The sequence below is a fragment of the Rhodobacter sp. P2_H5 genome (assembly GCF_056403335.1).
Genome location: NZ_JBFUFS010000029.1, coordinates 21,947 through 35,024, shown reverse-complemented (window position 1 = coordinate 35,024; position 13,078 = coordinate 21,947). Strand labels below are relative to the sequence as shown.

Below are 13,078 nucleotides of genomic sequence, written 5' to 3'. Positions count from 1 at the left end.
AGCGAGAAGGTGTCGAGCCAATCCTTCGAAACGTCGACACCGATGAAATCCCGTGGCAAAGTCATGGCGGCCTGTCCTTGATCTGCGGGGTCGTCTGTTGGCGCAGCGCCCCAGGCAACTGTTCAGGTTTGAACGCGAAAACGCAGACGAGCCCCAAGCTACCGGACGGGCTCAGGCACCCAAGGATGGACCGGGGTCTCGTCTGCAACCTCCATTGTCGCAGATCGCCAAGAGACAAGGATGGGCAATATGCCCATCTTCCCTAAGGCGGGCCGCCGGGCTGTGCACCGGACGCCCGGTTTTGGCGACAGAGGAATCCGCCCATTTGCGGTGCATTGCACCGCTCTTCAGGGGGCGCGGGCTGCGGTACGGCCCGGGCGGGCGGCGTTTTCGCCTTGCCTTTCAATGCCGCCTGTCGAAAGTAAGGGCGTCATTGAAGAAGGAGCGGGCTCCGTGCCGGAAGCATTCCATTTGCACCAGGATTACAGTCAACCGATCGCGGCAGGGCTGGCGCAAGCGCTGTCGGGCCGTGGCGAGCTGAATGTCGAGGTCACCTTCGACACCGCGGTGCAGGACCCGGAGACCTTCATCTATGTCGATCTGATCACGGCGGCGGGCGGGCAGCGCCTGCATCTTTCGGTGCGGATCAAGGATAAGCTCGTCCTTCTGAACACGCAGCAGGCCGGGGTCTGGGGCGAAGCCGTCGCGGTCGACATCGACTTCACCCCGCTGCGGCATTGGCGGCTCTGGCTGGTTCTGGCGCCGGACGGGCTGTTTTCGGTCAAGCTGGGCCAGATCACCCTGTGTCAGCTTGCCACCCGGGTGCGGCCGCAGAACATCGTCACCGTTGCGGGCAACGCCAGCCACCGCTGCGCACTGCGCATGGCGGAGCCTTCGATCGGCCTCAGCGGCGTGTTTGACAGCGCCACGCAGACCGCGCTGATCCATGGGGCGCTGCCGGAGGATTTTGACCCGGCGCTTCTGGCGTTTTCGGTGGCGGACCGCCCGATTGCCCTCGACCGGATGACGCCGGCGGTTATCGCCGGGCAGCCGTGGCTGGCCTGCCGCCTGTCGCAGGCCGACCTTGCGGAGGCCGGGCCGGGTGAGATGGGCATTCTGGTTACGGGGCCGGAAGGTGATTTCCGGGTGCACGATGTGCTGTCCCATCCGATCGTCGAAATTTCGCAGGGCGATATCGTGCTGCGCGGGGTGACCCAGGCGCCGCTTGAGGATGTCTTCTGGCGCTGCCGGGAGACCGGCGCACAGACGGCTACGCGGCTTGTCACCTCCGGCCCGGCGCTGTCGGGCGGCAGGGGGCCGGGCTTCGTCCGCTTCATCACGCCGCTGTCAGAATTCCTGCGCCTGATCCCCACGCCCGAGGATCTGGCCCCGACCGCGCCGAATGTCCTGGACCTTCATGTCGCGGGTCTTGCCCCGGCGCCCTATGGAATTGCGATCGGCCCCGCCATCTATGTCCAGCTCGAGGCTCTGGCCCGCGCGGCGGTGGACGGCGGTTGGGCGGAAACCGCGGAATGGCGGATGGTCTTCATGGATTGGTGGAGCGTCCTGCATGCGCCGGAACATCTGCCCCTTATCAAGAAAGTGGCGCCCTTCCTGAGCGATTTTCTGGCCAAGCAGCGCCAGTTCGCCGGTGCCGTCCTCAGTCTGGAGGAGGCGGCTCCGCCCGCGCGGGTCGAGGCGCCGGCTGCGGAACTCGTCGCCTTCTGGCGCGCGGTCCGGTCGGTGGGCGACCTTCTCGCCACGCCGGACGTCTCGGCCGAGGCGCTGCGGCGCCATGTCCTTTATCTGGCCGGGCTGATGCGGGCCGATGAGCGCCATTTCTTCATGCTCGAAATCTCGGATGTGCTGCTGGAATTCGGCCTTGCCGAGGTGATTTCCGCCGAGATTGCCGAGGGTTTCGTCGCCGATCTGATCACCCCTGACAAATCGGCCTGGCAATTGAGCGCGGCTCTGGCGCCCCTGGCGGCCCGAAAGCGGATCGAGGAGTGTGTGTCCGTCCTGCTCCGCCTGTCGAAGCTTCCCGATACCGGTTTCAACCACCGGGCGATTTCGGCGGCTGTCGTGGCCATCGTCAAGGCGAAGCTGCCGCGGGATCTGCGCTTCAAGGCGGCCTATGCTTATCTCGAGTTTCTGAAATCTCTCGGCTCGCAGGAATATGCGTCGTTCCGCCATGCCGGATTGATGCGGGCGTTGGTCCTGATCATCCTGGCTTCCTCGGACGAGCCGGACTGGTTCCAGACCGATATGATGTCCTTTGCCGAAAAGCATTTTGCGACGGTTCCCGAGTTCTGGTCGCTGTTCGAGGCCGAACGGCGCGCCACGACTCGGCCGGGCGGCATCTTCATGGAGCGGTTCGTCGAGATGGCTGGCACGGCCATGCGGAACAACGCGGCTCTGGCCGGGTTTCGCGCCTTGACCGGCGATCCGGCAGCGGAACGCCCCGCGCTTCGCATCGTGGCCGAGGGCGCACGGCGGGATTATCTCGACACCTTCCTGAGCCTGCATGGGCTGAAAGACCCCACCCATTCGGGGTCGCTGTCCAACACGGCGCTGAGCGAGGATATCTTCTTGCGGACCGCCGCGCATCCTTTCCCTGATGCCGGCGCCGCTACCCAGTCGCGACTGCCGCCGCGGGCCCTGCGGGATGCGGTCCTGCGGCTGCAAAGTTTCCCGATGGTGGAATACCGCAGCCTGCTGGAAAACATCGGCCAGGCGGCTCTCGCGGGCGATGTCGAGCGGCTGTGCGATTTCCTGCCCCTGTGCAGCGAAGGCGGCCCGACCGGCGACCCTGCGACCAACGCCGTCGTGCTGGATGCTATCACCTGGGGGCTTCTGGCGGCCAAGCGCGACGATGGCGCCTTGCTGGGCGCTCTCATCGTGCAGATCCTTGACCGGCTGCGGACGGCCCCGGATGCGACGGCAGTCCCGCCGGGACTGCATGCCGCGGTCCGGCGGTTGACCCAGGCCGCCCGGGCGGGTGATCTGGACACGCTGACCCTGCGGCAGATCGAGGCGCTGGACGAGGTTTACCGCGACCGTTTCCCCCTGGCCGAGGACGAGGCCCCGCAGAGCGACCTGCCCGCCGGGGGCTTCTTCGGCGATACGCTGATCGCCCTGATCACCTGCCGCAAATACCTTGAGACCCGGGCGAAGGAATGCCGCGAGACCTGGATCAAGGATGTCGAGGCCGCCGGCGCGAAGGTTCTGTTCTTCTGCGGGTCGGATGACATCAATGGCGCGGCCGAGGTGGATGAAGCGACCGGCGTGGTCACTCTGCCGGTCGGCGACGCTTACGAGGATCTGCCGGCCAAGGTTCTGGCGATCTTCCGCTGGATCCGGCAGAACCGGCCGGAATCCTATGTCCTCAAGATCGACGATGACTGCTATCTGGATGCCAAGACCTTCCTGACCTCGCTCAGCTACCGGCGCAGCCATTACTTCGGCCGCCCGCTGACCGCTTTCCCCGCGACCTTCGACCGCGCCTGGCATCAGGCCAAATCGGCGCGTCCGGGCAACCAGCGCGCAATCGACACCTCGCCCCTCGGCACGCGCTATGCCGATGGCGGCGGCAGCTATGTGCTGTCGCGCCACGCGCTGGACCAGCTGGAGCAGGTGGCAGACAGCAGCATGGGGGTGCGGCTGCGCCTTGCCTCCTACTTCGAGGACAAGATGATCGGTGACCTGCTGCAGGCCGGCGGGATCCAGGTCTCTGACATGGGCTATACCTCCATGCAGGCCCGGCGCACCCATGGCGGGGCTTTGCCGGTCTTGCAGATCGACCGGACCTTCGTGCCAAGCGCCCTGAGCGGCATTGCCGTGGCGCATCTGGATACCATGGGCCTGATGGCGCAGATCCGCGACGACCGCGAGGGGGATGCCGCGGGCGTCCCCAAGCTGTGGCCGCCACGGCTGTGGCCGATGAACGCCAAACCCTCGCTGGCCTATGACAGCAACATGCTGGAAATGCTCAACCCGCAGGGTGCCCGGGAAAAGATCGAGAATGCCGAGTTTGTCTGTGTCTGCGCCCTGCGCAACGAGATGACCATCCTGCCGCATTTCCTGGCGCATTACCGCAAGCTGGGGGTCCAGGTCTTTCTGATCGCCGACAACCTTTCGGATGACGGCACGCGGGAATTTCTGCACGGCCAACCCGATGTGGTGCTGTTCTCGGCCGCCAATGACTACAAGGTGTCGCATTACGGTGTCGACTGGCAGCGCGTTCTGCTGGACCATTTCTGCGCCGGGCGCTGGGTGGTGGTGGCCGACGCGGACGAGTTCCTGCTGACCCGGGACAACACGCCCGAGACCCAGCCGGGCGCCTTGCCCGCCCTGTGCCGCAGCCTGGAGGCCGAGGGCCATGATGCCGCCCTCGCCATGATGGCCGACATGTACCCCGAAGGCGCGCTGGAGGCGGCGGACTTCGCCCAGTTCGCCCCGGCGGAGACGGCGCGCTGCTATGACCGGGTGCCGGTGCGGCGCTGGTCTTTCAACCGGGGGCCGTTTGGCAATCTCGGCAGTTATGTCAGCGGCCTACGCCACCGGCTGATGCCGCTGTCGCCGCCAGAACGCTTCACGGCGCAGAAGGTGGCGGTGTTCCGGTTCAACCCGCTGATGTCCTTCTCGGAAGGTTTCCACTTCGGCACCGGCCTGCGCTTTTCGCCGCAGCCGCTGGCCTTCCTGCACTACAAATACTCGGCCGAATTCGCCGCCAAGGCCCGGCTGGAGGCGCTGCGCGGTCAGCATTTCGGCGGCGGGGTGGAATACCGCGCCTATCTGGCGCTGGTCGAACAGGGCCTGACCTCGCTGTGGCGCGAGGGGATTTCCGAAACGCTGGACCTGACAAGCCCCGGTGCGCTGGACCGGGTTCTGGCCGGGGTGGTGCCGCCCTTCGCAGTCTGACGCGGCTCCCCTTGCCGATGGGCGAGGGGTGACGGCTTTCCCTGCACATTCTGGCCCCTCCTTGCGGGGGGCTCAGGCGCTGGCGGCGTTGCGCAGACCTTCCTGGACCGCGGCGGCCACGCGCTTGATGTCCTCTTCGGTCAGATCCGGCGCCATCGGCAGGCCGATGAGCCGCGGCGCAAGGTCCTCGGTCACGGGCAGGCTGTCGCGCGAGGCGTTGGTGTAAAGCGACTGGCGGTGCAGACCGTCGCCGTACCAATGCCGGCTCCCGATCTCGGCCTGGTCGAAGGCCCGCAGAACGGCCTCCGCCTCGGCATGGGTCCGGCACAGCAACAGCCCATAGCTCAGCCCGATGCGGGACGCGCCATGGAACATGTCGCCCAGCAGGCGCTGATAGGTATCAACGACCCGCTGCAAGGCGGAGGACTTTTGCGCCCAGCCGTCATCCTCGGCCAGGCCGACGGCGGCGTGGTATTCGCTCATCTTGCCGTTGATGCTGGGCACCCGGCTGTCGCGCGCACCGTGGAAGCCGAAATTCAGGGTCTGCACCGTGCGCTGGATCAGGTCGACATCCCGCGAGGCCACCGCACCGCCTTCGCCTGCGCCGAAGGCCTTGGTGGCATGCAGGCTGAACGCGACGGGAATGGACCCGATGAAGGCATCGGGTGCCGTCATGACCCGGTCATAGCTGGCGGCGCCATCCACCACGACATGGACCCCGGTCGCATCCTGAAACGCTTGCCAGGGCTGCAAGGGGACCGGGGAACCGTAGGCCGACACCGGCAGGACAACACCGGCCTGCGCGAGAACCGGGTGATGCAGCAGCCGCTCGGGCGCCAGCATCCAGGTGTCCGGATCGATGTCGAGGATATAGGGGCGATAGCCGCATTGCTCGACCGCAACCGCGGTCGCCACGAAGGTGTAGCTTGGCACCAGCGCGAAGGGCCGCGACGTGGTGGCGCGTCCGGCGGTGGCAAGGATGGCCGCGATGATTCCCGAAGTGCCGGAGCTTGCGCTCGCCACGCCGCCCGCGGGCAATCCCAGATGCGCCTCAAGCCGGCTCTCCAGCTCCAGCACCAGCGGTCCCCGGTTGGTGTAGATCCGCGCTGCATCGATTCGCCGCAGATATTCCACGATCAGATCCGCGGCGGGAAGGCGCGGGCGCAGGACGGGCAGATAGGGTTGAGGTTCACCCGCGCTGTCGGCGGATGGGACTTGTGGATCTTGCGATGAAAAAGTTTGCACGCGCGCCTAAATTCCTGAAAGCGCCCGTGGACCCGGAGCCAGGCACAGGCAAGTTACCAAAAAACCATGACCTATTTTTGCCTTAAAAAATCTTCATCGGCAAGCAGACTTGACGCGGCTGCGGCCGTCATGCACCAATATTTGATGGATTTCCCATAAGATGTAACACTTTACAGCCACAGATTGAACGGACAGAGGACAGTGCATCATGCGCAGAGACGTCGAGAGATTGTCAGAGTTTTTTCCCAATCCGCATGCGCGCACCGGCGGGGATTTCGATGTCCTGAACTGGCCCAACTCGCAGGATATCGCCAAGCGCTACGAGACGTTGCTCTCGGCCGTCGACTTCGATGCCTACTCGAAAGAACGGCCCCTCAGGTTGCTGGACGTCGGCTGCGGGCTGGGCCTTCTGCTGGAATATCTGGAAGCGAACGACCTTCTGGACAAGGTGAGCTACACCGGCGTCGATCTGGTCGATGCGATCCTGACCGAGGTGCGCAAGAGGTGGCCGGATCAGCGGTTCGACCAACGCGACGTGCGGGACGCGCCCTATCCGGAAGGGTCCTTTGACTACTGCATCATCTGCGGAATCTTCACCGTCAAACACGGCAACAGCTATGAGGATGCGCTGCGTCTGGCGCATGGCACGCTCTCGGCGGTCTGGCCTTCGGTCACCCTCGGGCTGGCCTTCAACGCGATGTCGAAACATGTTGACTGGGAACGTGACGATCTGTTCCATTGGCCGCTGGATGACATCATGGCCTTCTGCAAGCAAAACCTGAGCCGACATGTCGCACTCAGCCTCGACTATGGGCTGTGGGAATCTTCGACGATCGTTCGAAAATCTCCCCGCGTCTGTCTGAAGAAAACCCCGTCGAAATGGTAGATCATTGTCAACTCACGACTTGAAGTCATTGCTGGAAGCCGGGCCGCTCCGGTTCGGAGCGCAGTCTGCGACGGGCTTTGACCGATTTGACTACGCGCCCGGCAAGCCGAATTTGTTCATGCTGATGAAGCTCAAACAGGCTTTGGTGCGGGCGCATGGCGTCGAGCGTGGTTTCGAAATCTATCGCCAGACCATCGCCCCGCACGGTGGGGCGAAGCTGGTCATGCAGCGCCTTGCCGGCCAGCACCCCTTCGCCAAGGCGCAAGGCAGCCGCTTTGCCGAAATCGTCCCGGCGGGCGAATCCTTCACGATTCTGCCGCCGCCGGTTCTGGGGCAGGGCAATCACCGCCCGCTGCGCAACGTCACGCGGTCCTTCTATGTGTCCTGTGTCGAGGATGTTCTTCTGTCCGGGCGCTCCTCGATCTTCGAGGCGGGCGATCTGGCGCTGGCCGATTTCCAGGATGAAGAACTGGCGCGGATCGACGATGAGCTGGAGTTCGACGCTGCGATCTTCCACCGCGATGGTGATCAGGTCTGGACCATCGCCTCCGACCGCGATCCCATCGTGTTCGACGAGGCGTTTTCCCTGCTCGGGTGCCGCACCGATTTCTTCGGCGACTGGCTGTGCGATTCGATTCCGAAATATGTCGCGGCCACCCTGTCGGGGCATGTACCGCCGGTGCCGGTGCTGATCGACGCGCATATGAACGCTTCGCACCGGCAGGCGCTTGAGATGATGTTGATGCCCGGGATGGAGATCATCGAGATCCCCGCCTTCGCGCCGGTCCGGGTCCGCCGCCTGTGGACCGCGCCCAGCATTGGCTACATGGCCTTCCATCAGATCCTCAACGAGCGGTTCAAGTGGGATTATGTGATGAGCTCGCCCGAGCGTTTCGCCCCGGTCGAGGCGGAGATGGTGCGCCGGGCCGATCTGGTGTTGGGCGATGCGCCCAGCCCCGAGCGGGTCTTTCTGGCGCGCAAGGATTTCCGGCACCGCAGGCTGGTCAACACCGCCGAGATCGAGGCGATCGCCAGGACCGAAGGCTTCGCGGTCGTCTACACCGAGGAATATGATTTCATCGAGCAGGTCCGGCTCTTGCGCGGGGCGCGCCATGTCGTGGCGCCGGAGGGCTCGTCCCTCTTCCTGTGCTATTTCCTGCGTGAGGGAACCAAGATCTGCATTCTCAACCACGAGATCACCGAAGGGCTGGTCGGCTACAACGGCGGGGCCGAGGCGAAGGACATCGCCCTGACGATCATCACCGGGCCAGAGGCGGCAGTCCGGCGCGGCCGGTCGCAGGACATGGATTATTCGATCGACCCGGTGGTCTTCCGCGCCTTCCTCGACACCTGGTTCAAGGCCCCGGCGCAGTGACGTCCGGTGACTGAGGAGGGCTGCCGGTGATCGTCGCCATCATGCAACCGTATTTCTTCCCCTATGTCGGCTATCTGCAGCTGATCGCCCACAGCGATGTTTTCGTCTTTCATGAAGACGTGCAGTATATCAAGGACGGCTGGGTCAACCGCAACCGCATCCTCGGGCCCAATGGCGATGCCGTCTGGCTGACCTTCCCTGTCGCCGCTGCGGGCCATACCGAGGCCATCAACGCCCGCAATTACCTGCGCAAGGAACACGCGCTCCGCCTGTTGCGCAGGATCGAAGGCGCTTACCGCGCAGCCCCCTGTTTTGACGCCGTCTTTCCGATCATCCGCGAGATCATGACCTTTCCCGACGCCAATGTGGCGGCCTTCAACATCAACCTGCTGCAAACGCTGGCGGGTGTCCTGCAAGCACGTCCGCGTTTCCTGCGGTCGTCGGATATCGCGGGGCTGGACGGATTGACGGGACAGGCCCGCGTGATTGCCATCTGCAAGAGCCTGGGCGCGACGCGCTATGTCAACGCGATCGGCGGCACCGCGCTTTATGCCGCCGAGGCCTTCAACGCGCAGGGCATCGCACTGGGGTTTCTGGAAACGACCGTGGCGCCGCGCTGCCCCGGTCTGCCCCATCTTTCGACGCTGGACATGATGATGTATGACAGCCCCGATGTGATCGCGGAAAAGTTGCGCCAGTACCGGATCATTCCCGCAAAGGCCGCGGCGGGTTGAAGTCTGGCGCGGCAAGGCGCCTTCGGACGCGGCGCAGACTGCGACATTTTCGCCATGTCGGATGTGTGACCCGCAGCTTGCCGCTGTCCTCTTGACACGGCGCGAAATTTCCCCAAATCGGGGCGGCAGGCCGCTGTCTTCGGGCAGAGGCCGGCAGGTGTGGCACCATCCGGGGCTTTCCATATCGGGCTTGATTGTCTCTGGAAAATCAGCGATTCAGTGTCGAAGGGATGAAGGTCCTTGTGCGGGCATTCATGGTAATGTTTGGAATACTGGTGGCGAGTCGCCTCTGCGCTATTCCACGTTAGCGTCAAAGGATGGAGTTCTTCGTAATGTCTGTGTTTAATGGGCAATATAAATTCAGCTACTATCCGGTTCCGAAATGCGCCTGCACGTCGCTCAAGCTGCTGGCATTCAAGATTGAAAATGGATTTGATTTCCGTGGGTTTCGCGTGAATGGCGTGGAAAAGCACGTTCACAGCTTTTATGTCAGCCTACCCTTCGAAAGATCCAAAAAGATGGAGCGGCCCGACCACTTTCGCTTCACCGTCGTCCGTGATCCGATCGACCGAATGATTTCCGCCTACAGCAACCGGGTCTTGCATCACAACGAACTGTCCGAAGCGCGAATCCGTTTTGGCGGTGGCGATGCCGATCTGATGCCCCGGCCGGACATCTCGACCTTTATCGACAATTTGGAACGGTACCGCGCGGCCGATGAATCCATTCGGCACCACACTGATCCGTTGACCGCTTTCATCGGTCACGACGCAGATTATTTCGACAAGATCTACGCACAGCGCGAGTTGGCCGAGCTTGTGAAATGGCTGGCTGAGCGGACGGGTGCGGCGCAGGAGCTGGAACATGCGCAGCGTGGGTCCAAGGACATCAAGCGCAGCGACCTGACGGAAGAGCAAATCCACCGCCTGAAAGATTTTTACGCGGATGATTATCGGGTGTTTGGCAAATACTTCTGAGGGTTTGACGCTACACGCTCTGATTGTGTGGTGTTAAAAGAAATTCCCGCAAAGGGAATTGCGCAGCTGGGAATTGATCATCCCCGGGTAAAATTCATCTTTGGGTTGTGATCTGTCCGGCGTGGGGGTGCCAAAAGGCACCGCCCGCTATTTGCGCGCTGGCTTCGCCTTGGCAACCTTGGTCGGCTTCACCGGTGGGGTCATGCTGGCGAGCTTCCTCTGGCCGAGTTCCGCGATCATCTGGCTGGGCAGCGGATGGAAGGGATGGGTCGCGGCAAATCGCCCCAACCAGGCCTCGGCTTCGGTCCAGTGACCAAGACTTTCCTCGATGCGCGCCAGAACGACGAAGACCGAGGGATTGGTCATGCGCTCGTCAACCGTGCCGGCAATCTTGTCGCGCAGGGCTTCAAGATTGGCGGAGGGCATTGCCCGCAGGAAGGGAACTTCCAGCCCCCAGGCCAATTGGGTCAGAGGCGCCAAGCCTTCTGCAGCACGTTCGCGCTGCCGGTCGGCCTGCATGGTCTGGACCATCGCATTGACGGCGGGCAGGGTGCGCAACATCTCGGTCAGGCGACGGGCTGTCGCCGCGGTTTGCGCTTCGGCGTTGGAGAGAAGCCTTGGCGTGCCACCCTTCAGAAGTGCTGCGTAAAGTGCCGCCGCCTCGCGTGCCCAGCCGCCTGAGGGGCGGCCCTTCGCTTGCGCCCGGTAAAGCTCGGGTTTGAAATGCAGCCGGGCGAAGGACTTCAGTTTGGCGGTGCGCGCCGGGCGTTTCAGCTTGGTCAGAAGCCAGGCCAGCGTTCCCGCAGGATCCGCGCGCAGATCCGCATGGGTGATCAGCGGCAAGGAATCGATTGTCAGGGTTTGCAGAAAGCCCTGCATGGTGACGGTCCACAGCGCCGACATGGGTTCGGCCTGCGACAGAAGGGGGAAGGCCTCGGGCTGGCGCAGGGCCCTCTGTCTCTGGCTTTCGGCCACCTCCAGGGGATCGCGCAGGATCAGCACGGCGCTCAGCGCAAAGCCGGCCTCGGGCACCACGGCCTGCCAGAACGGCCAGAGCGTCATGATCCGGGGATCCTTCAGCACGAAGGGGCCGGGACCTTCGAACAGGCGATGCAAAAGCGCGACGGCTTCGGCGCGCCACGGCGCGAAGGCTGCACCGTCAAGCTGGGCAGAGGGGGCATGGAACCCCCAGTTATCCCAGGACGCCCCGACCTCGGCCAGAAGGCGGTCGTTGAAATCGCGCACCTCGGGATGTTCGAAATAGCCTTCGGGATTGTGGCTGTCGCGGGTGTCCGAGAATTCGCCCGGATGCAAGCCGGCAGCAACCAGACCGGCCGTCAGCAGTGAAGTGCCAGAGCGGTGGACGCCGAGGACCAGAGTAAGTTGTCTCATGTACATCAATTCTATCGCAAAAGAGCCAGCCCTCACCCCCGGTCCGAAGATCGGGTTGCGGGCTGGGCAAACGTCGCGACAGCTTGTGTCATGCGATAGGGGTACGCAAGCGCCTTTTCGTGGCCTGCGGGGGAGGGTGGCCGCAGTCATTTTCCTCCGCTCCGCCATCACGCGCGGGGCGTCTGCACCCCGTGGGCCACCCTTCGAGTCGCGCGAATGGCCGGCGAGGCCGGATCAGACTGTGCCTGTTTTTTGGACTTGGCGCATCCCTCGGGGCGGAGAATCTGATTTCCCGCCCGGATCCGCAATTCTCACGCGACCCGTGCAATGGCCATGAGATCGACCGATTCCAGCGCGTCGCGCGCGGGGTGTTGCTGTCGGCTGGGGCAAAGAAATTCGCAAGCTCAGGCAGGCGTGTCCCGCGCGGAAAACGGACGGCGCTTTCCCCGGTATCCGGCATTGAACGGGTCCAAAAATGCCGGTCCCCTTGCGCGCCCGACCGGCGTCTTACCCCGCTCGATTTCGGCGCAAAGAAGGCTGGACGGCCAGAACGCGCCAAAGACGCCCGCGCCATGCCTCGAGAGAATTCCAATATAGGCAAGCAACATCAACATCCGTCAGGGCCCGGCGCAGTGCTGTCGCAGCCGCGCGGTGCTCGCCGCTGCCCCATTCCGGACATAGGAGTTGCCGGCACGTCCCGCGTCGGGTCCACCCGGATCGGAGCTGCGGAGCGGGGCGATCTTCGCCGGGAGGGAGGTTTGGCAGGCGGTCTGACGGGGGACCTTTCGACCCTCGGGATGCGCCAAAATGCTCAATTTGCGGGCAGGCTTACGGTCCAAGAATGGCCTCGCGGCAGGGCCGCCCAAAGGCCTGCGGGCGAGCCCGCCTGCACTTGACATGAACGGTCCGTCCATGCAGCTACAGATTGCAGGTCGGATCGATGTGCGTTCAATTTGACCATATGATGAAAACAACAGCTATCGAGTTCAGATGAAGATTGTCGAAACATCCCTGCCCGATGTCCTTCTGCTCTCTCCGCGCCGGTTTGGGGATGCGCGCGGGTTTTTCGCCGAGACGTGGAACCTGCGGACGCTTGCGGCAGCCGGCGCGAATTTGCCGGAGTTCGTGCAGGACAACCACTCGTTCAGCGCCGCCAAGGGCACGGTTCGGGGCCTGCATTATCAATCGCCGCCGAACGCGCAGGGCAAGCTCGTGCGCTGCGGCCGCGGCAGCCTGCTCGATGTCGCCGTCGACGCGCGGGTGGCCTCGCCGCACTACGGCAAATGGGTGGCCAAGGAGCTCAGCTTCGAAAATGGCGACCAGTTGTGGATTCCGCCGGGTTTTCTTCATGGATTTGTTACTTTGGAAGACGACACGGAGATCGTGTACAAATGCACGGATTATTATGTGCCCGAGGCCGACGGCGCGGTTCATTTCGCCTCGGTAGGGATTGAATGGGGGATCGACACCACGGCTGCCGTGCTCTCGGCGAAAGACGCTGCGGCACCGAAGTTTGGTGAATGGTCTTCACCCTACATCTAGGAGAAAT

General features: G+C 63.6%; 8 protein-coding genes. 6 read left to right on the top strand and 2 right to left on the bottom strand.

The window, feature by feature from the left end; genetic code table 11:
- The first annotated feature begins 453 nt into the window (after positions 1–453).
- Entirely contained in the window at positions 454–4,920 is a 4,467-nt protein-coding gene (locus AC1DVR_RS22195) for a glycosyltransferase family 2 protein (RefSeq protein WP_478002803.1), read from the top strand.
- Between the two features lie 72 nt (positions 4,921–4,992).
- On the opposite strand, the gene AC1DVR_RS22190 is transcribed toward AC1DVR_RS22195, so the two are convergent.
- On the bottom strand, positions 4,993–6,054 hold the full coding sequence (locus AC1DVR_RS22190) for a DegT/DnrJ/EryC1/StrS family aminotransferase (RefSeq protein ID WP_478002802.1): 1,062 nt from the start codon (positions 6,052–6,054) through the stop codon (positions 4,993–4,995).
- Between the two features lie 319 nt (positions 6,055–6,373).
- On the opposite strand from AC1DVR_RS22190, the gene AC1DVR_RS22185 reads away from it, so the two are divergent.
- The 4 genes from AC1DVR_RS22185 to AC1DVR_RS22170 all read left to right on the top strand — a co-directional run bounded on the left by AC1DVR_RS22185 (position 6,374) and on the right by AC1DVR_RS22170 (position 10,137).
- Complete coding sequence (locus tag AC1DVR_RS22185; protein ID WP_478002801.1) at positions 6,374–7,051, top strand: class I SAM-dependent methyltransferase; 678 nt, start codon at positions 6,374–6,376, stop codon at positions 7,049–7,051.
- Between the two features lie 118 nt (positions 7,052–7,169).
- Positions 7,170–8,426, top strand: coding sequence for a glycosyltransferase family 61 protein (locus tag AC1DVR_RS22180; protein WP_478002800.1), 1,257 nt, complete (start codon positions 7,170–7,172; stop codon positions 8,424–8,426).
- Positions 8,427–8,452: 26 nt separating this feature from the next.
- Positions 8,453–9,160 carry a WbqC family protein gene (locus tag AC1DVR_RS22175; RefSeq protein WP_478002799.1) on the top strand — a complete coding sequence of 236 codons (708 nt, stop codon included), beginning with the start codon at positions 8,453–8,455 and terminating at the stop codon, positions 9,158–9,160.
- A gap of 317 nt (positions 9,161–9,477) precedes the next feature.
- The gene (locus tag AC1DVR_RS22170; RefSeq protein ID WP_478002798.1) at positions 9,478–10,137 is read left to right on the top strand and encodes a sulfotransferase family 2 domain-containing protein; all 660 of its coding nucleotides are present in this window, start codon (positions 9,478–9,480) and stop codon (positions 10,135–10,137) included.
- A 147-nt stretch (positions 10,138–10,284) separates the two neighbouring features.
- Here the strand turns inward: AC1DVR_RS22170 and AC1DVR_RS22165 are convergent, their stop codons facing one another.
- Positions 10,285–11,529 (bottom strand): sulfotransferase family protein, encoded by a 1,245-nt coding sequence (locus tag AC1DVR_RS22165; protein WP_478002797.1) that lies wholly within the window; start codon positions 11,527–11,529, stop codon positions 10,285–10,287.
- A 990-nt stretch (positions 11,530–12,519) separates the two neighbouring features.
- Between AC1DVR_RS22165 and rfbC the strand changes: the two genes are divergently transcribed.
- Complete coding sequence (rfbC, locus tag AC1DVR_RS22160) at positions 12,520–13,071, top strand: dTDP-4-dehydrorhamnose 3,5-epimerase (RefSeq protein ID WP_478002796.1); 552 nt, start codon at positions 12,520–12,522, stop codon at positions 13,069–13,071.
- Positions 13,072–13,078 lie beyond the last annotated feature (7 nt).

Excerpts from the sequence above, each read along its gene's own strand:
- AC1DVR_RS22180 (WP_478002800.1), top strand. The coding sequence starts at position 7,170 with ATGCTGATGAAGCTCAAACAGGCTTTGGTGCGGGCGCATGGCGTCGAG.
- AC1DVR_RS22185 (WP_478002801.1), top strand. The coding sequence starts at position 6,374 with ATGCGCAGAGACGTCGAGAGATTGTCAGAGTTTTTTCCCAATCCGCAT.
- AC1DVR_RS22165 (WP_478002797.1), bottom strand. The coding sequence starts at position 11,529 with ATGAGACAACTTACTCTGGTCCTCGGCGTCCACCGCTCTGGCACTTCA.
- AC1DVR_RS22170 (WP_478002798.1), top strand. The coding sequence starts at position 9,478 with ATGGAGTTCTTCGTAATGTCTGTGTTTAATGGGCAATATAAATTCAGC.
- rfbC (WP_478002796.1), top strand. The coding sequence starts at position 12,520 with ATGAAGATTGTCGAAACATCCCTGCCCGATGTCCTTCTGCTCTCTCCG.